Origin of the sequence: Pelomonas parva, from assembly GCF_043555835.1 — a bacterium.
Lineage (GTDB): Bacteria > Pseudomonadota > Gammaproteobacteria > Burkholderiales > Burkholderiaceae_C > Pelomonas > Pelomonas parva.
In genome coordinates this window covers 204,715-224,349 of sequence record NZ_JBIGHV010000001.1, presented here as the reverse complement: position 1 = coordinate 224,349, position 19,635 = coordinate 204,715, and the positions used below count along the sequence as shown (strand labels likewise).

22 protein-coding genes and 2 tRNA genes (1 of these 24 only partly in view) are annotated in these 19,635 nt (G+C 68.1%); 23 read left to right on the top strand and 1 reads right to left on the bottom strand.

Annotation, left to right across the window (positions count from 1 at the left end; all coding sequences use genetic code 11):
• The first annotated feature begins 193 nt into the window (after positions 1–193).
• From ACG00Y_RS00760 to ACG00Y_RS00655, 22 genes are all read left to right on the top strand, one after another.
• The gene (locus ACG00Y_RS00760) at positions 194–466 is read left to right on the top strand and encodes an HU family DNA-binding protein (RefSeq protein WP_394475349.1); all 273 of its coding nucleotides are present in this window, start codon (positions 194–196) and stop codon (positions 464–466) included.
• A gap of 35 nt (positions 467–501) precedes the next feature.
• A tRNA-Val gene (locus ACG00Y_RS00755) sits at positions 502–577 on the top strand.
• A gap of 71 nt (positions 578–648) precedes the next feature.
• On the top strand, positions 649–2,562 hold the full coding sequence (locus ACG00Y_RS00750; protein WP_394475348.1) for a SurA N-terminal domain-containing protein: 1,914 nt from the start codon (positions 649–651) through the stop codon (positions 2,560–2,562).
• 28 nt (positions 2,563–2,590) lie between these two features.
• A tRNA-His gene (locus tag ACG00Y_RS00745) sits at positions 2,591–2,666 on the top strand.
• A 173-nt stretch (positions 2,667–2,839) separates the two neighbouring features.
• Positions 2,840–4,081, top strand: a complete 1,242-nt coding sequence (locus tag ACG00Y_RS00740; RefSeq protein WP_394475347.1) for a tyrosine-type recombinase/integrase — start codon at positions 2,840–2,842, stop codon at positions 4,079–4,081.
• An 89-nt stretch (positions 4,082–4,170) separates the two neighbouring features.
• Positions 4,171–4,521 (top strand): hypothetical protein, encoded by a 351-nt coding sequence (locus ACG00Y_RS00735; RefSeq protein WP_394475346.1) that lies wholly within the window; start codon positions 4,171–4,173, stop codon positions 4,519–4,521.
• An 11-nt stretch (positions 4,522–4,532) separates the two neighbouring features.
• Positions 4,533–5,045: an HNH endonuclease gene (locus ACG00Y_RS00730; protein ID WP_394475345.1), complete on the top strand. Its 513-nt coding sequence runs from the start codon at positions 4,533–4,535 to the stop codon at positions 5,043–5,045.
• Positions 5,045–5,467 (top strand): hypothetical protein, encoded by a 423-nt coding sequence (locus tag ACG00Y_RS00725; protein ID WP_394475344.1) that lies wholly within the window; start codon positions 5,045–5,047, stop codon positions 5,465–5,467. The genes ACG00Y_RS00730 and ACG00Y_RS00725 overlap by 1 nt, the downstream gene beginning before the upstream one ends.
• 93 nt (positions 5,468–5,560) lie before the next feature.
• On the top strand, positions 5,561–5,848 hold the full coding sequence (locus tag ACG00Y_RS00720) for a hypothetical protein (RefSeq protein ID WP_394475343.1): 288 nt from the start codon (positions 5,561–5,563) through the stop codon (positions 5,846–5,848).
• Positions 5,845–6,048, top strand: coding sequence for a hypothetical protein (locus tag ACG00Y_RS00715; RefSeq protein WP_394475342.1), 204 nt, complete (start codon positions 5,845–5,847; stop codon positions 6,046–6,048). Before ACG00Y_RS00720 ends, ACG00Y_RS00715 begins: the two co-directional genes overlap by 4 nt.
• Positions 6,045–7,625 carry a DnaB-like helicase N-terminal domain-containing protein gene (locus ACG00Y_RS00710; RefSeq protein ID WP_394475341.1) on the top strand — a complete coding sequence of 527 codons (1,581 nt, stop codon included), beginning with the start codon at positions 6,045–6,047 and terminating at the stop codon, positions 7,623–7,625. Before ACG00Y_RS00715 ends, ACG00Y_RS00710 begins: the two co-directional genes overlap by 4 nt.
• A gap of 124 nt (positions 7,626–7,749) precedes the next feature.
• A complete protein-coding gene (locus tag ACG00Y_RS00705; protein WP_394475340.1) occupies positions 7,750–7,974 on the top strand; it encodes a hypothetical protein in 225 nt (74 codons plus the stop codon).
• A 78-nt stretch (positions 7,975–8,052) separates the two neighbouring features.
• The gene (locus tag ACG00Y_RS00700) at positions 8,053–8,292 is read left to right on the top strand and encodes a hypothetical protein (RefSeq protein ID WP_394475339.1); all 240 of its coding nucleotides are present in this window, start codon (positions 8,053–8,055) and stop codon (positions 8,290–8,292) included.
• Positions 8,289–8,603 carry a hypothetical protein gene (locus ACG00Y_RS00695; protein ID WP_394475338.1) on the top strand — a complete coding sequence of 105 codons (315 nt, stop codon included), beginning with the start codon at positions 8,289–8,291 and terminating at the stop codon, positions 8,601–8,603. Before ACG00Y_RS00700 ends, ACG00Y_RS00695 begins: the two co-directional genes overlap by 4 nt.
• Positions 8,594–9,046 (top strand): hypothetical protein, encoded by a 453-nt coding sequence (locus ACG00Y_RS00690; protein WP_394475337.1) that lies wholly within the window; start codon positions 8,594–8,596, stop codon positions 9,044–9,046. Before ACG00Y_RS00695 ends, ACG00Y_RS00690 begins: the two co-directional genes overlap by 10 nt.
• Positions 9,043–9,243: a hypothetical protein gene (locus tag ACG00Y_RS00685; RefSeq protein ID WP_394475336.1), complete on the top strand. Its 201-nt coding sequence runs from the start codon at positions 9,043–9,045 to the stop codon at positions 9,241–9,243. Before ACG00Y_RS00690 ends, ACG00Y_RS00685 begins: the two co-directional genes overlap by 4 nt.
• Positions 9,244–9,246: 3 nt before the next feature.
• Entirely contained in the window at positions 9,247–9,849 is a 603-nt protein-coding gene (locus tag ACG00Y_RS00680; protein WP_394475335.1) for a hypothetical protein, read from the top strand.
• Positions 9,850–9,857: 8 nt separating this feature from the next.
• Positions 9,858–10,124 carry a hypothetical protein gene (locus ACG00Y_RS00675; RefSeq protein ID WP_394475334.1) on the top strand — a complete coding sequence of 89 codons (267 nt, stop codon included), beginning with the start codon at positions 9,858–9,860 and terminating at the stop codon, positions 10,122–10,124.
• Positions 10,121–10,606, top strand: coding sequence for a hypothetical protein (locus ACG00Y_RS00670; RefSeq protein WP_394475333.1), 486 nt, complete (start codon positions 10,121–10,123; stop codon positions 10,604–10,606). Before ACG00Y_RS00675 ends, ACG00Y_RS00670 begins: the two co-directional genes overlap by 4 nt.
• The gene (locus ACG00Y_RS00665; RefSeq protein ID WP_394475332.1) at positions 10,603–11,199 is read left to right on the top strand and encodes a hypothetical protein; all 597 of its coding nucleotides are present in this window, start codon (positions 10,603–10,605) and stop codon (positions 11,197–11,199) included. Before ACG00Y_RS00670 ends, ACG00Y_RS00665 begins: the two co-directional genes overlap by 4 nt.
• 95 nt (positions 11,200–11,294) lie before the next feature.
• Positions 11,295–13,799, top strand: coding sequence for a hypothetical protein (locus ACG00Y_RS00660; protein WP_394475331.1), 2,505 nt, complete (start codon positions 11,295–11,297; stop codon positions 13,797–13,799).
• A gap of 168 nt (positions 13,800–13,967) precedes the next feature.
• Entirely contained in the window at positions 13,968–14,579 is a 612-nt protein-coding gene (locus ACG00Y_RS00655; RefSeq protein WP_394475330.1) for a hypothetical protein, read from the top strand.
• 190 nt (positions 14,580–14,769) lie between these two features.
• Here ACG00Y_RS00655 and ACG00Y_RS00650 read toward each other — a convergent pair whose 3' ends face one another.
• Positions 14,770–15,852, bottom strand: a complete 1,083-nt coding sequence (locus tag ACG00Y_RS00650) for an NAD(P)/FAD-dependent oxidoreductase (RefSeq protein WP_394475329.1) — start codon at positions 15,850–15,852, stop codon at positions 14,770–14,772.
• Positions 15,853–16,129: 277 nt separating this feature from the next.
• Here ACG00Y_RS00650 and ACG00Y_RS00645 point away from each other — a divergent pair, with 277 nt between their 5' ends.
• On the top strand, positions 16,130–19,635 hold the beginning of the coding sequence (locus tag ACG00Y_RS00645) for a cadherin-like domain-containing protein (protein WP_394475328.1). 40,012 nt of this gene lie beyond the right edge of the window; 3,506 of the gene's 43,518 nt are visible here — the first part of the coding sequence; the start codon lies at positions 16,130–16,132; the stop codon falls past the right edge of the window.

Below are 19,635 nucleotides of genomic sequence, written 5' to 3'. Positions count from 1 at the left end.
TATCGGGACTTTTCCCGCCCCGCCGACCGTCGGGCCCGCGTCTAGAATCGCCTTCCCCGCGCGAGCCCCAGGCCGCCAACGCGGCCCCCTCCGGGCTTCAGCAGTGTGCGGGTCGCCGTCTCAACTGAGTCCTGCACGTCGACCAAGCTGCGGGGCGCAACAGTCCGCTGAATCGTCCAATCTGGGGGCACGAGTGAACAAGTCAGAATTGATCGAGCACATCGCCAAGCAGGCCGACATTTCCAAGGCCGCTGCGGGGCGGGCGCTCGAAGCCGTCATCGGCGGCGTCAAGACGACGCTGAAGAAGAACGGCACCGTGTCGCTGGTAGGCTTCGGCACGTTCAGCATCACCAAACGCGCCGCGCGCGCCGGCCGCAACCCGCGCACCGGCGATGCGATCAAGATCAAGTCGGCCAAGGTGCCCAAGTTCAAACCCGGCAAGGCGCTCAAGGACGCTGTGAACTGAAGCCCTCGCCGGTTCCGAGAATTCCCGGTTTTTCCGGGCGCTTAGCTCAGTTGGTAGAGCACCTCCCTTACACGGAGATTGTCGGCGGTTCGAGCCCGTCAGCGCCCACCATAGAATGTGACTCCCCTCGAAGGCGAACCTCGGTTCGCCTTCGTCGCGTTTGATCCTCAAGGCTTCCCGAGATGTTTGATTTCGTCCGCGCTCACATGCGCCTGTTCCAGGGCATCCTGCTGCTGTTGATCCTGCCGTCCTTCGCCTTCGTCGGCATGGAGGGCTACACCAGCATGATGGACGGCGCCAACGCCGGCGTCGCTACGGTCGATGGCCGCAAGATCACGCAGGCCGAATGGGAGCTCGCCCAGCGCGAGCAGGCCGACAACATCCGCCGCCAGAGCCCCGGCATCGATGCCAAGCTGCTGGACACGCCGGAGATCAAGCACCGGGCGCTGGAGAACCTCGTCAACGAGCGCACGCTGCAGGCCGAAGCCACGCACCAGCACTTCACGCCCAGCTTCGAGACCGTCCAGGACCGGATCTTCAACAGTCCGGAGTTCAAGGACTTGCGCAACCCGGACGGCACGGTCAACAAGGGCATCCTTGCCGCGCAGGGCTTGACGCCTACCGGCTTCGTCGAGCGCATGCGCCAGAGCTACGCGCTGCGCCAGGTCATGACGCCCGTCGAGACCTCTGCGGTGGCCGGCGCTGCCAACGCCAAGCTGGCCTTCGACTCCCTGCTGCAGCAGCGCGAGGTGCAGCTGCAGCGCTTCGACGTGCGGGACTTCGCCGCCAAGCTGTCGCCCACCGACGCGGAACTCGAAGCGTTCTACAAGGAACCGGCCAACGCCACCAAGTTCCAGTTGCCCGAATCGGCCCAGATCCAGTACGTGGTGCTGGACTTGGAAGCGCTGAAGAAGGACGTGACCTTCACCGAGGAAGACCTGCGCAAGTACTACGCCGAGAACGCCTCGCGCTACGGCGTGCCGGAAGAGCGCCGCGCCAGCCACATCCTCATCAAGGCCGAGCGCAGCGCGCCCGCTGAGGAGCGCGCCAAGGCCAAGGCCAAGGCCGAGGAGTTGCTGGCCCAGGTGCGCAAGACGCCTGCGTCCTTCGCCGACGTCGCCAGGAAGAACTCGCAGGACGAGGGCTCGGGCGCCAATGGGGGTGACCTCGACTTCTTTGGTCGAGGTGCCATGGTCAAGGAGTTCGATGCTGCCGTCTACGCGATGAAGGAAGGCGAGATCAGCAACCTGGTCGAGACCGACTTCGGCTTCCACATCATCCAGATGACCGGCGCCCGCGGCGGCGAGAAAAAGTCCTTCGAGGCCGTGCGCGGCGAGATCGAGGACGAGGTGCGCAAGCAGCTCGCCCAGCGCCGCTACTCCGAGGTCGCCGAGCAGTTCGGCAACCTGGTCTACGAACAGTCCGACAGCCTGCAGCCGGTGGCCGACAAGCTCAAGCTGCAGATCCAGACCGCCACCGTCGCGCGCCAGCCACAGCCCGGCGCCACCGGCCCACTGGCCTCGCCCAAGCTGCTGGACGCTGTCTTCGGCGCCGAGGCGCTGCGCAACAAGCGCAACACCGAAGCCGTCGAGGCTGGCCCCAGCCAGCTGGTCTCCGCCCGCGTCACCCAGCACAACCCCGCCCGCGTGCCGCCGTTGGCCGATGTGAAGGAGACCGTCCGCCAGCAACTCGTGCAGAAGCTCGCCAGCGCTGACGCGAAGAAGGCCGGCGAAGCGCGCCTGGCGGCGCTCAAGGCGACGCCCACCGACACGGCCGGCCTGGAGGCTGCGGTGACCGTCTCGCGCGCCAAGCCGCTGAACCTGACCCGCGCCCAGCTCGAAGCCGTGCTCGGTGCCGACGCGGCCAAGCTGCCTGCGGCGTTGGGCGTGGCGGCGGACGACGGCAGCTACGTCGTCGTGCGCATCAGCCAGCTGCAACCGCGTGACGCTGCCGTCATCGATGACAAGCGAGCCGCCCAGCAGTACACCAGCGCCTGGGCTCGCGCCGAAAGCGAGGCCTATCTGGCCGCGCTGAAGACGCAGCACAAGGCGGTCATCAAGGTGGCAGCACCGGCGTCTGCCGCTAGCGCACCCTGATTTCTACGCTATACTCTTTGGCTCTGCGGTGGCTGTAGCTCAGTTGGTAGAGTCCAGGATTGTGATTCCTGTCGTCGTGGGTTCGAGTCCCATCAGCCACCCCATAAGAACACTTCATGATGCGTCATGAAATCGCAAAAGCCCCAGGCGCATCAAGCACTTGGGGCTTTTTTCTTGTCAGTGCGTCGCATGTCGAGGCATTGCAGCGCAGGGGAACAAGGGGCACATTTCGGGGAACGAAGGCCGATTCCGGTCTCGCAGCGAGGATTGTTCCCCGATGCCGCTCACCGATCTGGAATGCAAGAACGCCGCATGCCCCCCTGAGCTGAAGCGTGTTCGGCTGGCCGATGGCCAGGGGCTGTACCTCGAAGTCGCGCCCGCCGGCTCGAAGCGCTGGTTCTGGAAGTACTACTTCGGCGGCAAGGAGAAGCGCCTGGCGCTGGGCTCCTACCCGGACACCGCGCCTAAGGCCGCCCGGCTCAAGCGCGACGAGGCCCGGTTGCTCCAGCAGGCCGGCAGCGACCCGGCCCAGGAGCGCATCGTCGCCAAGCTGCAGCGCAAAGCTGCCAGCGTCAACACATTCGAGGCGGTTGCGCGCGACTTCCACCAGCTGAAGGCCTCCGGCTGGAGCGACCACTATGCCGAGCGCTGGCTGGCCAGGCTTGAGAAAGACGTGTTGCCCTGGATCGGCAAGCTGCCCATCGTCGACGTCAAGGCTCCGCTGCTGCTGAGCACGCTGCGGCGGGTGGAGGGCAGGGGGGTCAAGGAACTGGCGCACTCGCTGCGCGAGGCCTGCGGCCAGGTGTTCAAGCACGGCAACTCCATCGGCGCGTGCGAGCACAACCCGGCGGCCACGCTGGGCGGCGCACTCAAGCCGGTGGCGACCAAGCACATGGCCGCGGTGCTAGAGCCCAAGGCTGCGGGCGACCTCATGCGCGCTATCTATGGTTACGAGGGGCAGCCGTCCACCAGGACGGCCCTGGAGCTGTCGGCGCTGATCTTCCAGCGGCCGGGCAACGTCCGCGCCATGGAATGGGCCTGGGTCGACCTGGACTCCGCCATGCTGACGATCCCGGCCGACTCCATGAAGCGCATCAAGGCCGGCAAGATCAACGGCCGACCGCACTTCGTGCCCCTGGCGCCGCGCGCCGTGGAGCTGTTGAAGGATCTGCAGCCGCTCACCGGGCACGGGCGCTTCGTCTTCCCGAGCTTGCTCACCGGCGAACGCGCGATGAGCGATAACACGCTGCGCACGGCACTGCGGCGCATGGGCTTCGACAACGACACAATGACACCGCACGGCTTCCGCGCGATGGCGCGCACGCTGATGGTCGAACGCCTGAACGTGCACCCCGACGTCATTGAGGCCCAGCTCGCGCACGGCAAGTCCGGGCCGCTGGGCATGGCCTACGACCGGGCCGAATTCATGGAACAGCGCCGGCAGATGATGGATCTGTGGGCCGACTACTTGCAGCGCTTGGCACAGGGGGCGGAGATCGTGCCCTTCAAGGCTGCTTGACCGCGCCGCCCGGATGGCGGCAAAGCGGGCCCGCAAGGTGGTGACACACCGAGCGAGCCCTGAACCACCCTGATCGATAGGAGATCAACATGGCCTCTCATAACTCTACCGCCGCCAGCGGCTCACCTGCACTCTCCGCCGACCGGGCCATGCTGCCGATCAGCGCCCAAGCCGGCATTCACGACACCATTCGGTTGGATACCGATGGCCCCTCGGCCGTGGTCTTCAACGCAGGCGCAGGCGTCCCTGATCTGCTGGCGTATGCGCATGGCCAGCTTTGCATCCTGGATGAGGTGCTTCGCGCCCTGTCTCGTGCCGATGCCGACGAAGCGCTCCCCTACGCGTTGCGAGCGGTGCTGACCCCAGCGATGGAGGCGGTCAACCTCGCGGCGAACGCGGTCCAGGGCATCGGTACGCTGCGCGGCAGGCACGCGTCATGACCGCCCCACCCATGCTCAGACGCCCTCTGCTGGGCGGTCTGTTCGGCCAGGGCGAGTTCGAGCTGGCCACGCAGCCGACGATCAGCAACGGCCTGCACGCGGTCCGGTTCCTTGTGATCCAGCCGCGCGCCGGCCGGGTGCTGGCCATTGCCGAAAGCAAGACCGAGGCCCTGGCCGGCGCCCGGCGCGTGCTGCGCGCCACCCACGCTGCGAACGATGAGCCTCGCTGGGTGCAGCCGCGCCTCTGGTCGGACGCTGAGCTGTCGGTGGTGGCCGCTGAACCACCGCCCCGGCCGGTGTCTCGGCGCCGGCGTGAGGTCTTCGTGCGCTCGGGCGGTTGCTGCCACTATTGCGGCACGCCCCAGCGCATCGACGGCGCGTGGCACGTCGAGCACCAGTTGCCGCGCGCGCTGGGCGGGACAGACGAAGCGCTGAACCTCGTCGCGGCCTGCGAGCGCTGCAACCTGCAGAAGAGCGACCGGACGGCTCTAGAGTTCCTGTGCGCACAAGGAAGCCGACGCTGATGCCGGTAGTTCACCGCGATGCGCGCACGGACCATCTGCCACCCAGCACGCTGACGGCGCAGGAGATGGGCCTCCTCGCGCATGTCTTCGAGCACGCTCTGCAGAGCCAAGAGTTCATGCGCCTGCTGGCCGCACAGGTTGGCGCAATCGCTGATCGACGGCCTGGCTTTCGCAAGATGCTGGCGGGGCACCTCAAGGCGAAAGGCACAGGGACGCGGGAGCGTCGACCCGAAGAACTGCTCGACGTCCTGATCGATCTGTTGGAGGCCGAAGCCGATGGACTCAAGAAGGGGGCAGCTCGCGAACTCGTCGGCATCAAGCATTCCAAGTCACCCAGCACCATCGAAGACATAGAGCGGGAAGGTCGCGCTATGTTTCCGAAGCTTCGCGTCGTGCTCGACTTGAAGCGACAAGCCAAGTAGGGGCGGTCATTGAGCTAAAGACCGGGTCGCGTCGGGAGACGCCAAGGCAGACCATTTGCGTCATGTCGTTAAACGACGTGTCACGGAGCGCAAATGGAAGCACTGCACAACGTCCCTACCAGTCCGCTGGCCGCTGAACGCGGAGAGGTCGCAAAGAGAAAGTACACGCGTGTAGGCCAGCCGACCGACGTCATCAACATCCCTGGCGCACTGCTCAAGCTCGAAACGCTGGCGAAGCTGTCGGGCGAATCCATCGCCACCCTCTATCGCGCGGTGAAGCGCGGCGATCTCGTGGTGTCGAAGCGCGGCGCCAGGTGCACCAGGGTCACCTCAGAGAACGCCAAGGCCTATCTGCAGCGCCTGGCCGGCACACCGGTATGAGCGCTGCTGCGTCTGCTGTTGAGGGAAAGGCTCTGGCCACTTGCAAGGCTCGCGCCGCACTGCTGGGCGCCACGCTCCATGCCCTGCCGGACGACGCCGGCCGCAGCGAGTTCATCGTCTCGCGCTGGCACCTGACCAAGTCGTTCGCCACGCTGGCCGAGGTCGAGGCCTGGCTTGATCGCGTCGAGGGCAAGCGGTGATCGTCGATCCCCCGGCGCATCACATCGACGCTCCGGAGCAGCTGCGCACGCCGCCGCACTCCGACGAGGCGGAATACAGCGTGCTGGGCGGCCTGCTGATCGACAGCACGGCGTTCGCGCGCATCAGCGACAGCCTCACCGCGGCCGACTTCTACTCGCACACGCATCGCACCATCTTCACGGCCATCACCGCGCTGATCGGCGCCGGCAAGCCGGTGGACGTCATCACGGTGTTCGACGAGCTGGGCGACACGGCAGCAGCATGCGGTGGCCTGTCCTACCTGAACCAGGTCGCGCAGTCGGTGCCGAGCCCCGCGAACATCGTGCGGTATGCGGAGATCGTGGCCGAGCGAGCCACCCTGCGCTCGATCATCGCGGCGGCCGACGTGGCCAGTTCGCGCGCCTTCAAGAACGAGCCGCCCGCGGAACTGCTGGGCGATCTGAAGCTGGAGTTTGCACGGCTTCATGAGCAGCGCTCGCTCAGCACGATGGTGCGGCCGCGCACGCTTGACCTGCGCGATCTCGCCGCTCAGAAAGCGCCTGCGCGACAGTGGTTCGTCCGCGACTGGCTCGCCGACGGCCCGACGCTGTTCGCTGCTGCCGGCGGCGTCGGCAAGACTCTGCTGGCTCAGCAGGCCGCCACGTGCGGTGCTCTCGGCCGCGGCTTCGTCGGCGAGATCGAACAGCCCTTCCGCAGCCTGATCTGGGCCTGCGAGGACGACGCCGAGGAGCTGTGGCGCCGCCAGGAGGCCATCAGCGCGCAGCTCGAGGTCGAGCTCGACGCACCGGCCGACAACTTGGTCATCCAGAGCCGCCGCGGCGTCGACAGCGTCCTGATGGCGCCGGCCTACGGCGCGCTGAAGCGCACCCCGATCTTCGATGAGCTGAGGCACCAGGTGAACGACCTGCGCATCGACGTCCTTTGGCTCGACAACGTCGCTCACCTGTTCGGCGGCGATGAGAACGTGCGCGGCCAGGTGACCGCCTTCATCAACTCCATGGCCGGGCTGGTCTCCGGCCGGCAGTTCGCCGTGGTGCTGTTGGCCCACACGGCGCGCCAGGCCGGCTCGGAGTTCGCCGGCTCGGCCGCATGGGAGAACGCGGTGCGCATGCGCTGGTACCTCGGCACCAAGTTGCCCGACCAGAAGGGCGACGACGGCGAGGACGAAGCCGCAGATGCGCGCTTCCTGTGCAAGCGCAAGGCGAACTACTCCAGCCGCGACTACGTGCGCTTCAGCATGCGCGACGGGGTGTTGGTGCCGGACCAGGTACAGGTCGGCGGTGTCGCAGGGCAGGTCTCGCAGCTGGACGAGAAGCGCGCCGAGGAGCTGGTCGTCGCCGGCTTCAAGTCGCTGAAGGCGATGGGCATCAGCGCCACCGACGGCAAGAACTCGCCGGACTACTTGCCCAAGCAGATGGCGGCGAAAGGCCTCGGCTGCGGCTACAGCTCCTCAGAACTGGCCAGGGCGATGAATCGCCTCATGGGGCGCGGTCATTTCATCCGCGGCCCGGTCGGGCACTACTCGAACCGGAACCCGAAGCAGGGTCTGGTGCTCCAGTCTGAGGAGATGGCGTGATGCACCAAGTGTCTGCACAAAGTCTGCACCAAGCCGCACAAAGCCCTGCACACAACCTCTCCCCCCTACGGAGTAGGGGGAGATGGTGTGCGTTGTGTGCGTGCAGTGCATGGGGAGCCGAAGCATGAGCGCATCAGCCGCAGCCCTCGTCCGGTCCTGGCGTGTCGGCAACCGCACAGCCACGCTGACCGTGTCGCAGCCCAGCCCAGACGGCCAGCGCGCCGCAGTGATCGAGTGGGCGCCAACGCAGCCTCAGAAGCTGACGAAGGCGCAGTTCAAGCAGTACCGCCGCGGCCGTGATGCCGCATTGCTGAGCCTGGGCATACCGGTTCTTGTTGTCGAGGTTTAGGCGCTTTTTGGCCCGAAACCGCACGCGCCCTGATCGATTTTCCGCAGAAAACGCAACGCTGAATCCGAGGGAACCACGATGAACACTGAGAAAAGCTCGACACCCCCATCCCGTGGGCGAGAGCCGCCGCTCAAGACCATGCGGCATGTGAAAGCCGAGATTGCGCGTGTTTACAAGGACGCGAAGGCGGGCCGCCGCGAGATCTCCGACGCGTCAAAGATGGTCAACATGTTGGGCACTTTGGGCCGACTGATCGAGGGCACCGACACCATCGCGCGCATCGAGGCGCTCGAAGGCAAGGCAGGGGGCGGGCGATGAAGCTGACGCCCCATCAGCAGGCAGCGGAGCGCTGCAAGGCCATCGTGGCCGCCGTCGAGTCGCTGGAAGGACCAGAGCCCGTTGGCGAGAGCCTGGCCGCGATTCGCGCTCACCGGGTGCGCAACCGTGGTCGCTTGCACGTGGCTGCGATGGCCTCGCTGAAAGAGCCGACCCTGCCAGAGCCCTCGCCGTTGGACGTCGAAGCCCGCGCCGCGTGGCGCAACCAGCTGCGCCACCGTGCTTTCGGCCGTGCCTACCTGGCCGACCTGGCGCTGGCCGGCGATCTCATGAAGGAGCCCTCATGGCGCTGAACTCGTCTTTGCGCAATCGCGTCCGTCGGCTGGAGGAGCGCCAAGCCGACGCCGCGCAGCCAACCATTGCGGAGCGGCTGCGCCGCGCCCGTGAGCGGTGGCGCGCCATGACGCCGCAGCAGCGCGCCGCTGAACGTTGCCAGCGCGCTGCGCGCGGGGTCGCCTTGGTCGCGCTGCCGGAGCCGACGGGCGAGGACGTCGAAAGCCGCTTGGTTCGCGCGAGTCGTTGGCAAGGCCAGCGGCACCTCGCCGCGATGGCGTCGCTGCACGAGCCCGATCTGGCCGAGCCCGGCCCCTTGCCGCCGAACGCCACCGTGCGAGACATGGATGCCCGCTGCATTGCCATGGCCGACTGGAGTGACCAGCAGCGAAACCGCGAGGCCGCGCGCCAGTACCTCGCCGATGTCGCCCTTGCTGGCGATCTTTTCAAGGAGACCCCATGACCCTCAACGCATCCCTGCGCAACCGCGTGCGCCGCCTGGAGGCCCTTGCTGCCCCTCCGGTGCCCGTGGTGGCTGGCCTGCTCCTGCGGCCCGGCATTGGCCAGGTCGAGGCGCAGTGCCGCTTTGATGCAGTGCGCGGCATCGCCGAAACGCTCTACGTCGCCAACCTCGCCCGAGTGCCCCTCCGAAAGGACTGACCAATGTCGATCTCCACCATGTTGACCCGCCTGCTGGACGCCTCGGCGCGCCGCAGGCGGCAGCTCGCCGAACTCCGAGGCCGCCGGCCGGATCTTGAGGGCGAGTACCTGGCCGCAATCGCCTCCGATGACGACGCGGCAGCAGCCAGGGCCCGCAAGGCGCTGGCCAAGCTCGACGAGGACATTGCGGCGCTTGCGGCCGCCGTCGACGCCGGCGAGCAGCTGGAGCGCGGCGAGCGCCAGCGGACCGAGCAGGCAGCCATTGCCGCACTGCGCGAAACCCACGAGAAGCACATGCAGGCGCTGATCGCGCGCGCCATCGAGTTCGACGAGCTGGTGAACGGCGAGGTGGCCGAGCTGTGGCTGGACGTTGAGCGGCTGTTCCAGAAGGCCCGCCTCTCGGCCATAGATGCGCACGTTCCTTTCCTGGACGTGAACGGGTCCAAGCCGGATCAGGTGTGGCGCCGGGTTTGGAGGCGCTTCACGCAGACCACCGGCCGAACGTTCCACGAGGTCGGTGGTGCACGCGCCTCGACGCAAGTCGAATCTGTCGCGGAGTTTTTCCGCGTGAGGGACGCTGCGGCCCATCCGCAGCACGACAGGTAGGAGGGCCCATGGCTCAAACCGTTTTGTACTTGGGCAACATCGCTCAGCGCATCGACGAGATGCAGGCTTCGCAGCAGCTCGGGCCCGACAGCCGCTTCATCGGCGAGGCCGGCGTCGCAGTCATCATCAACCCAGCTCAGATCACCAACACGGGCGACCTGCACAGGGTGCTGCGCACGCTGGAACAGGCCATCCTCACCGACATGGACGTGCTGGACGCCGCAGGCCAGAAGCCCGGCGTGTTCCAGGCTGCGCTCGAAGGCGGTGCCCAATGAGCGCCATCTGCGTGGCCGACGTGAACGCCGGTGCGGGCGTGTCCCGCGGGGTCTGGTCCAGCAGCCTTCCGTGCGAGGGCAACGCCGCACTGCTGATCGTCAACCTCGGCCAGGTGCGGACCTTGGCGCAGCTCAACTCGGCGTTGGCGGCGCTTCCGATCTACCCCGCCAGCGACTACTTCGGTCGCACGAGCGGCACGCGGCCGCCTGCGCAAAGCGGCATCGGTCCCGGCATCCTCTCCACTGGACCTTTCGCGCCGCCCAGCAATCCGCAGCCCAACCCGCAGGTGCTCGCGTTCTCGTACAAGGCCGGGTGGACCGCCGCGAACGTCTCCGCGACGATGCGTCCTTACGTCATGGGCAGCATCGGCGGCCCGCACGCCGTGGCGCTGATCGTCGACCACGAGCAACCAGGGTCTGATGCGGCGCGTGGCGCACTCGTCGCTGGCGCCGTCGCAGCGCTGACGGGGGTTCTGTCGTGAGCGCCGCCGAGATCCCGGCACCAGCACCGGCGCCCGCGCCCGCGGCGCAGGCCTCCCCCTCGCTGCAGCTGCAGCCGAACGAGGCACGAGCCGCCGCAGACGTTGAGGTCGACGAGGCCGCGACGGACGAGGCCGCCGTGGCCGCGTTCTTTGCCCCTCCTCCGCGCCCGGCGGACTACCAGCTGCCCAGCCAGACCGCCGTGCAGCGTGGCCTGCAGGTCGACTTCGCCGTCGAGGCCGAGCTGCGCGCCGCGCTGCACTCGGCCGGCGTCGACGGTAGCCTGGCGTCCTCGCTCTACCTCGTCGCTCTCAACGCGGCGCAGCGCGAGGTCACGCCGCTGTCGGTGGCGGTGGACTACTCCACGGGGGAGCGCTCGCTGCGCCAGGCCTGGGGCGACCAGTTCGACGCCAACCTGCAGGCCGCCAATCAGGAAGGGCGCCGCCTCTACGAGGCCATGCCGGACACCATCCGGCGGGGCATGAGCTACGCCGACTACGCCCTCGCCGCCGGCTTCGCCAACTCGGCGCCGATCGCCAAGATGCTGCTGGCCCGTGCTCAAGGTCGGTCGCGGACCTCGAAGGCTGGCCGCTAGGCCGCGCGCAGCCTGCACTTCACTGGGGGCCGCTCGTTCGTGTGCCCCTTTCTATTCCCCGAACGGTGTCGCTAAGCGGCACGAATGGACCCAACGTGAGCGAGTGTTTTGAGAAGGTGAACCAGGCTGAAGGCTCCCCCTTGTCGCCGGAGGAGCTGGCGGCGCTGGAGGACGCGATCCGCGCGCGCACCCGGTACGTGATGATCCGCGACGGCCTGGCCGAGCCGGACGCCCGGCTCAAGGCCGGCCAGGAGGTTGCGGATCAGGTGTTGCAGGCAGCCATGGTCGAGAAGCGCAACGCCGTGTTGAATGCGGCCAAGCGCCTGGAGCGCGTCGGCTGGGTGCAGCAGCACTTCGGCAACAACGTGGCGCTGGGCGTCGAGTCGATGCTGGTGGGCACGCAGCGCGCGAAGCAGGGCGCCCGGCTGTCGGTCGCCTCGGTGCAGGAGTCGTTGAAGGCCCAATACCTGGCCGGCTTCACTCACGATCTGGAGGCCAGCGGACACGGTGCGCTGTTCGCCTCGGGCGCCATGGACCGCGACGTCGCCAAGGCGCTGTACCTTATCCGCCGCGACGGCGCCGACCTGTCCGGCGTGCCGGCCGAAGCCGTCGAGATGGCCCGCATCGTGGGCAAGTGGCAGGAGGTGACTCGCCTGGACGCCAACCGGGCCGGCGCCTGGGTCGGTCAGCGCGACGACTACATCACCCGCCAGTCGCATGTTCCCGAGAAGGTGCGCGGCGGAGGCGCCGAGGCTGATTTCCAGCGCTGGGCCGACGTCGCACGGCAGGCGTTCGACCTACCGCAGATGCAGGCGCTCAGCGGCGCCGCCGACCCGGACAAGATGCTGCGCGGGCTCTGGACGAACCTGGCCAGCGGCAACCACCTCAAGGCCGCGCCGGACGACGTGGCCAGCGGCTTCAAGGGCCCGGCCAACATCGCGAAGAAGCTGTCGCAGTCGCGCTCGGTCATCTTCAAGAGTGCCGACGACTGGTTCGACTACAACAACCAGTTCGGCAGCGGCAACCTGCGCGAGAGCGTGCTGCAAGGCCTGGAGCGGTCTGCGCAGTCCACCGGCATCATGCAGATGCTGGGCACCAACCCGGCCGCCATGGTCAACGCCATCAAGGACGACCTGACGCTGGCCGCCAAGGACGCCGGCAACGTCGAGGCGGCGACGAAGCTCGGCGAGGCCCAAGGCAAGATCGAGCGCTACCTGTCGGCGGTGGACGGCTCCATGAACATCGCCGGGAATGCGATGTGGGCGCGACGCTCGGCCAACGTGCGGTCGTGGGAGTCGCTGTCGAAGCTCGGCGGCATGCTGCTGTCCCAGCTCAACGACGTGGCGGTCTACGGCTCCGGTGCGCGCTACCAGGGCCGCGGCTTCTTCTCCGGCATGGCCGAGGCCGTCGGCGGCCTGGGTCGCGACCTCAGCGCACCGGAGCGTCGCGAGCTGGCCGCGTCCCTCGGCGTCGTGCTGGACAATATGGCCGGCGAGCTGGGCCGCGTCGGGTCGTTCAACGAAGCCGGCTCGATGTCCCGCGTCATGTCCACCTTCATGAAGTGGAACGGCTCGCAGTGGTGGACGAGTCGCATGCGCACGTCGGCCGCCTTCGGCATGTCGCATCACATGGCGCTGCAGGCCGGCAAGACCTTCGCCGACATCGGCGGCGAGTACCAGCGCGTGCTGGGCCTCTACGGCATCGGCGAGGCCGAGTGGAACGTGATCCGCCAAACGTCGGAGCAGCACGTCGACGGCAAGGCCTACATCGTCCCCGAGGCGCTGCGCACGGTCGACGAGAAGGCGCTGCGCGACTACGCCGGCGCTGGCGCCACCGAGGGCGAGATCGCCCGGGCCCGCCGCGAGATCGAGGACAAGCTCCGCACCTATTACGTCGACCAGACGCAGACGCTGGCGCTGGAGCCCGACGCCAAGACGCGCGCCATCCTGCTGCAGGGCACGCGCCCCGGCACCTGGACCGGCGAGTTCATGCGTTTCGCCATGCAGTTCAAAAGCTTCACCGGCGCCTACATGCAGCGCATCCTCGGCCGCGAGTTCTACGGTCGCGGCTACGAGGGCGACAGCCTCATCGGCGCGCTGCGCAACGGCAACGGCGAGTTCCAGGGCCTGGCCCGGCTGGTGGCCATGTCCACGCTGCTGGGCTACGCGTCGATGTCGCTGAAGGACGTCGCCAAGGGCAAGACGCCGCGCGACCCGACCGAGGACGGCCAGGCGCTGAAGGTCATGCTGGCCGCGATGGTGCAGGGCGGCGGCGCCGGTATCTACGGCGACTTCCTGTTCGGCGCGGCCAATCGCATGGGCTCCGGCACGATCGAGAGCCTGGCCGGCCCGACGATCAGCGACGCGGGGCGAGTCATTGACCTCTACCACCGCATGCTTGAAGGGGACGACGTGGCGGCCCGCGCGTTCACGACCGTGCTGAACACGACGCCGTTCATGAACCTCTTCTATGTCCGGCCCGTGCTCAACCACATGGTGCTGTACCAGATGCAGGAGATGCTCTCGCCCGGCTACCTGCGGCGGGTGCAGCGCGACATGGAGAAGCAGGGACAGGAGTGGCTCATCGCGCCTCAGGTGTAGCGCGCCAAAGTTGCACCGTCCAGAGATCCTGTGTTTGCCCGGCCTCAGCGCCGGGCCTTTTTCTTCTGGCGACATCGGGTGTCCGCCAGAGGTCCTGACTTGGCCTCAGATCTGCGCCAGGCGATAGTTCAAAATCGGCCGCAGAACAAGCCCGGGAGGGGAGGCTGCATGGTTGAGGCTGTCAAATTTTGGCCGGGCACGCTGGTCGACTGGGCGCAAATCGCCAGCGCGATTGGTACGTGCGGCGCGGTGATCGTGTCGCTTTGGCTGGCGCAGCGGAGACCGGGCGTCGAGGTGTCTGTATCCGCGAACATGCGAGTGCTGGTGTATGGCGACGGTCGAGACGATATGCCCGAGTTCCTTGTCATTTCGGTTGTGAACAAAGGGCCTCAGAACGTCATCATCCAGTCGGTTGGCTGGAGGCTCCGAAGGCGCTTCTGGTGGGGCTACCGGCGTCTGGCTATGCACCAGTTCGTGGAGACTACTTCGGCTCAATGGCCGAATCCACGACTGCCGTTAGTCTTGGCCCACGGCGAAAGCGCGACGTTCAGCCTGGCTGCCTTCGGGCCGCACGACTGGTTTAGAACGCCGCGGGAGCACGGCTTTTTCAGTGACGTGCTTCGCACCCGGCGCAGCCTAAGGCGCTTGCGGGTAATAGCCCACACGTCGGTCGGTGCTGCCTGCGTAGGGCGACCAGACGAAGCTTTTCTCGACCGGCTGTGGGAAGCGATGCAACAGCATCGCAACACCCCCCTACCTGTCGCCAGCAAGCAGGACTGAGCGCGCGCCGGCTTCAGCGCAACAAGGGGAACAGATCGGGGAACGATTGAGTTCCACACGTCGCTGCGCAAGCGCTGGCGTGGCTTGCATTGAATTGTTCAATCTCCATCAGCACCCCAACTAATCTCGATGAAAGTCGAAAACAAAACGGACGCTTAGGCGTCCGTTTTGTTTGGTCGGCCTGAACGGCTCAGAGGCGGTTCGCTACCTCTTCAGCGAGCGCGAGCGAGGCCGTCAACCCGGGCGACTCGATGCCGAACAACTGCACGAGGCCGGGTGTCCCGGTGTCGATGTGAAAGTCCGCCGCCGCCTCGTCCGGGCCGCTCAGCTTGGGGCGGATGCCGCTGTAGCCCGGCTGCAGCGCGCCGGCCGGCAGGCCCGGCCAGTAGCGACGCACCTCGGCCTCGAAGACCGGCGCGAGCGCGGCATCGACGGCGTAGTCCAGCGTGGCCGGATCGGTGTCGGGCAGCCAATGCACGTCCGGGCCGAAGCGCGCCTGGCCGCCCAGGTCCAGCGTCAGGTGCACGCCCAGGCCGCCGTCCATCGGCAGCGGGTAGATCAGGCGTGAGAACGGCGCGCGGCCGGCCAGCGAGAAATAGTGGCCGCGCGCGAAACGCAGCGGTGGCGACGGCGCTCCCAGCGACTGCCCCACCTGGGCTGCGAACAGGCCGGCGGCGTTGATGACACTGCCCGCCCGCAACTCGAAATCCACGCCCACGCGCAGCCGCCAGCCGTCCCCATCTCGCTCGCCACTCGTCACCGGACTGGCCAGCGCCAGCGTCGCGCCTGCCGCTTCGGCGTCGCCCAGCAACGCCGTCATCAGGCCATGGCTGTCGACGATGCCGCTGGAAGGCGACAGCAGCGCGCCAGTCGCTCGCAGCGCGGGCTCCAGCGCCAGCGTGTCGGCGGCATCCAGCAGGCGCAGGTCGTCGACGCCGTTGCTTGCCCCGCGGGCAGCGATCTGCTCCAGCCGGGGCAGGTCTTCGGGCCGGGTGGCGACGACCAGCTTGCCGCAACGCCGGTGCGCGATGCCGCGGGCCTCGCAGTAGCCGTAGAGCAGCGCCTTGCCGCGCACGCACAGCCGCGCCTTCAGGCTGCCTCCCACGTCGTAGAGGCCGGCGTGGATGACTTCGCTGTTGCGCGAAGAGATGCCGGTTCCCACCGCGCCAGCGGTTTCGATGATGATGACCTCCCGCCCGCGCTGCGCCAGTTCGCGGGCCACGGCAAGGCCCACGACGCCAGCGCCGATGACGGCGACTTCAACCTGATCCATGGTCGCAGCCTACCAATGCCACGGGTTTGCCTTGCGCCCGCTGCGGCCGCTGTCGGCAGAGGGTTTTCCCGCTGTATTGAGTTCCGCAACCCAGCCTGGCATGAAGCCGCCCCCTAGCCTGAGGGGGCCACTGTCGCCGCTTAGGGTGACGGTCTGGATTGGTGCATCGGTCGCAGGAGACGAAGATCGCCGTCTTGGCACCCGCCCGGTTGCGGCGTGAGCGCGTGGTCATGCGCGCTCCGGCCCGGTGGGTGTCCAACGTCAGCGGAGACGGCAAATGGCCAAGCGCAAGAATTTCTGGCAGAAGCTTCAGCACAGCCTGGGCAAGCACGCAGACAAGGCCACCCCGCCGACGCCGCTGGACAAACCGGAAGCGCCTGCGCTGTCCCGCGAGAAGCTGGTCTTCGAGCATCTCGAACCCCGCCTGCTGCTGTCGGACACGCCCATCCCGCTGGCCGCCTTCGCGCCCGCCGGCACGCTGACGATCAACGTCCACTCGGGCGACCTCAAGGTCGAGACGGTCTACAGCGGCGGCACGCCGCAGATCCGCGTCTGGGACAACACGGTCGGCATGTCGCTGGGCCAGGTGGCGTTGACGCAGAACGTCAAGATCAGCATCAACGGCCTGCCGGGCTTGAACGACAACGTCCAGGTCGACCTGGGCTACGACGACGGTGTGGCAGGCACTGCCGCCACCAGTCCGTTCGCCGTCATGGTGGAACTGGACGGCGGCCTCGATGTGCCGCTGCTGACCGACGACACGCTGACCTTCAACAGCAGCGGTCCGGACTTCTACAACCCGACGACGCTGTTCCTTAAGAGCACGGACAACATCGTCTTCGCCAGCAACTTCTCGTCCACTGGCGCGCTGAATGTCGACTCCGAGGAAGGCATCAGCGCCAATGGCGTGACGCTGCAGGCCAGCGACATGTATTTGGGCGTCAACAAGGCCGTCACCGACGGCGTGACGCTGCTGGACGGCTTCAACCTGCTGGGCAGCGCCACCGGCGCGATCAACCTGACCGGCGCGACGCTGACGGCCAGCGACATCGGCCTCATCGTCAACACCAGCATCAACGTCAGCACGACGGATTCCAGCTACGCCAGCAATCTGATCAAGGTTGCCTTCGTCCAGACCAACTCCGACGCGCAGATCACGCTGTCCGGCGCCACCAACCTGAACGCGACCGCCGGCAAGATCACGCTGGCGTCCAACTCCACCGTCACCGCCAGGGCGACGACCCAGCCCGACGCCAACAGCACGGCGTCCGACACGGATGCGTCCGTCGCCTCGTCCATCGTCAGCAGCTCGGCCGGCGTGACGGTCGGCGGCAGCTCCTCGCTGACGGCAAGCGGCGCGGTGATCCTGACCGCGACAAACACGGTCAGCGTTGACACCATCGCCGACGGCACGGCCGGCGCGAATGCCAGCGGTGCCAAGGGCGGCACGGTCGCCGTCACGGCGCTGGGCGGCAACACGTCCGTCAACGTGACCGACTCGGCGGCGCTGGCCGGCAGCAGCGTCACGGCGGCATCGACCGCAGCGCGCACCGTGCACACCTCCGCCAAGGCCACCGCCGGCGGGGCGACGCAGCCGGGCGCCGGCACGCCCACGCAAGGGCAGCAGCAGCTCGCCAACAACAACGCCCAGACGGGCGACGGCGCGCTGAACTTCGGCGCCGCCGTGGCCGTGACCCATGTCGGCGGCGACACCACCGCCCGCCTGGCCGGCGGCAATGTGACGAGCGCCAGCGCGGTCACCGTGTCGGCCACGTCGTCGACGGCCACCATCGCCGGTGCCGCCGCAACCACCGAGGCCGACGGCAGCGCCGCGACCGGCAGCCCCGGCGTGGGTGTGGCCGCCGCATTGAGCTTCATCGACGGCACGACACGCGCCTCACTTGGCGACGGCGCCGCCATCACCGCGCCCAGCGCGACGTTCAGCGCCAGCACGACGACGGATGCCAACTTCGGCGCCATCGCCACGTCCGGCGCGGGCAGCACCAGCGGTGTCGCGGTGGCCGGCTCGCTGGCCTTGCACGTCGGCGTGCTGTCGACCGAGGCCGTGCAGGAGACCGGCAGCACGGCGTCGTCAACCGGTGCGGTCACCTTCAACGCGACCAGCAACACCCACCATCAGGCGCGTGCGCTGCCCAAGGTCAATGGCGCCACCGGCGAGAGCACCGGCATCGGTGCGTCCGTCGCCATCAACGTCGTCGACGAGACGACACGCGCCCAGGCGAACGCCAACGCCACGTTCACCGGCACCAGCCTGACGCAGAACGCCAATGCCACCGGCGATGTCGACACCGAGGCCAAGGGCGGTGCCAGCGGTGGCACGGCCGTTGCGCCGGTCGTGGCGGTCACCGTCGTGAACACCGACGCCAGGGTCGGCGCGCTGGGCGGCAGCGACATCACCCTGACCGGGGGCCTGACCAGCGACGCCAAGAGCGCGCTGAACGTGCTGGCCAAAGGCCACGGCGACGCGGTGGGCGATGACAGCGCCGCCGTCGGCGCCTCCGTCGTCGTCACGCATGCGGCGCCCATCGTCGAGCTGGCGCTGGACGGCAAGCTGCAGGCGGGCGCCGCCGTGCTGCTGACGGGCCGCAACACCGGCCTGACGCGCAGCGAGGCCAAGGCCGCCGCGCGCGGTGCAACCGACAACGGCAACAACGCCAGCCAGCAGGGCACGGCCGCGCAGGGCGCCGGCAACACGGCGGCCGGCAACAACGGCGCGCGTGGCGCCTCGGGCAGCACGCCCCAGGCCAGCAGCGGCGAAGGCCCGGTCACGGTGGCTGCGGCCATCGCCATCCACCACCTCGGCGGCCAGAGCATGGCGCGCGTCGGCGACAACGCGCAGATCACCACCAGCGGCCTGCTCTCGCTGAAGAACGAGACCGACCTCGACGCCCAGTCCGACGCCATCGGCGTGGCCAGCAACGGCAGCACCAACGTCGGCGCGGCGGTGGCCATCAACGTGGCCGAGATCGGCAGCAGCGCACGCGTGGGCGGCAGCGGCACAGGCAGCGTCAGCAGCCAGGGCCTGGCCCTGGGCGCGACCACCGTGTCCGGCCAGCGCAGCGAGGCGACGACGACCGCCACCTCGGGTGCGGCCACCGGCGACACCGGCGTGGCTGGGTCGCTCGCTATCGGCGTGGGCATCAGCAAGTTCGAGGCGACGCTGTCGCCGGCCGCCAAGGTCAACGCCGGCAGCGGTGCCGTGACGCTGGACGCCGACTCGACGACGGGCGATACCGTCAAGGCGCTGCCCGACGGCGGCGGTGCGGTGGCAGAGAACACCGGCGTCGGTGCGTCCGTCGCCATCAACGTGGCCGACCACCTGAGCCGCGCGGAGATCGAGAACGGCGCCACGCTGACGCCGGCCGGGTCGGTGACGCTGAACGCCAAGACCGACTCGGCCATTGCGACCACTGCGGAAGGCGGTGCCAAGGGCGGCACGGCCGTCGCACCCGTCGTCGCCGTCACGGTGGCCAACCAGGATGCGCTGGCGCGCGTCGGGACCGGCGATCTCGTCGACGCGAGCGGCGCCATTGGCGTGAACGCCACGCTGGCCAGCACCAACACGACCAAGGCCGAAGGCAAGGCGGAGGGCACGAAGGACGCGGCCGTCGGCGCCGCCGTGGCCCTCAACGTCGAGAACGACAAGAGCACCGCCAGCACCGCGCGCAGTTTGAAGAGCACCGGCGCCATCGGCATCTCCGCCACCAGCAGCGCGGCCAGCACGGCGTCCGCCAAAGTCAGCGCCGTGGGCGGCAAGGAGGA

Bases quoted from the DNA above. Each gene is read 5' to 3' on its own strand.
- ACG00Y_RS00750 (WP_394475348.1), top strand. From the start codon at position 649: ATGTTTGATTTCGTCCGCGCTCACATGCGCCTGTTCCAGGGCATCCTG.
- ACG00Y_RS00740 (WP_394475347.1), top strand. From the start codon at position 2,840: ATGCCGCTCACCGATCTGGAATGCAAGAACGCCGCATGCCCCCCTGAG.
- ACG00Y_RS00735 (WP_394475346.1), top strand. From the start codon at position 4,171: ATGGCCTCTCATAACTCTACCGCCGCCAGCGGCTCACCTGCACTCTCC.
- ACG00Y_RS00730 (WP_394475345.1), top strand. From the start codon at position 4,533: ATGCTCAGACGCCCTCTGCTGGGCGGTCTGTTCGGCCAGGGCGAGTTC.
- ACG00Y_RS00725 (WP_394475344.1), top strand. From the start codon at position 5,045: ATGCCGGTAGTTCACCGCGATGCGCGCACGGACCATCTGCCACCCAGC.
- ACG00Y_RS00720 (WP_394475343.1), top strand. From the start codon at position 5,561: ATGGAAGCACTGCACAACGTCCCTACCAGTCCGCTGGCCGCTGAACGC.
- ACG00Y_RS00715 (WP_394475342.1), top strand. From the start codon at position 5,845: ATGAGCGCTGCTGCGTCTGCTGTTGAGGGAAAGGCTCTGGCCACTTGC.
- ACG00Y_RS00705 (WP_394475340.1), top strand. From the start codon at position 7,750: ATGAGCGCATCAGCCGCAGCCCTCGTCCGGTCCTGGCGTGTCGGCAAC.
- ACG00Y_RS00700 (WP_394475339.1), top strand. From the start codon at position 8,053: ATGAACACTGAGAAAAGCTCGACACCCCCATCCCGTGGGCGAGAGCCG.
- ACG00Y_RS00695 (WP_394475338.1), top strand. From the start codon at position 8,289: ATGAAGCTGACGCCCCATCAGCAGGCAGCGGAGCGCTGCAAGGCCATC.
- ACG00Y_RS00690 (WP_394475337.1), top strand. From the start codon at position 8,594: ATGGCGCTGAACTCGTCTTTGCGCAATCGCGTCCGTCGGCTGGAGGAG.
- ACG00Y_RS00685 (WP_394475336.1), top strand. From the start codon at position 9,043: ATGACCCTCAACGCATCCCTGCGCAACCGCGTGCGCCGCCTGGAGGCC.
- ACG00Y_RS00680 (WP_394475335.1), top strand. From the start codon at position 9,247: ATGTCGATCTCCACCATGTTGACCCGCCTGCTGGACGCCTCGGCGCGC.
- ACG00Y_RS00675 (WP_394475334.1), top strand. From the start codon at position 9,858: ATGGCTCAAACCGTTTTGTACTTGGGCAACATCGCTCAGCGCATCGAC.
- ACG00Y_RS00670 (WP_394475333.1), top strand. From the start codon at position 10,121: ATGAGCGCCATCTGCGTGGCCGACGTGAACGCCGGTGCGGGCGTGTCC.
- ACG00Y_RS00655 (WP_394475330.1), top strand. From the start codon at position 13,968: ATGGTTGAGGCTGTCAAATTTTGGCCGGGCACGCTGGTCGACTGGGCG.
- ACG00Y_RS00650 (WP_394475329.1), bottom strand. From the start codon at position 15,852: ATGGATCAGGTTGAAGTCGCCGTCATCGGCGCTGGCGTCGTGGGCCTT.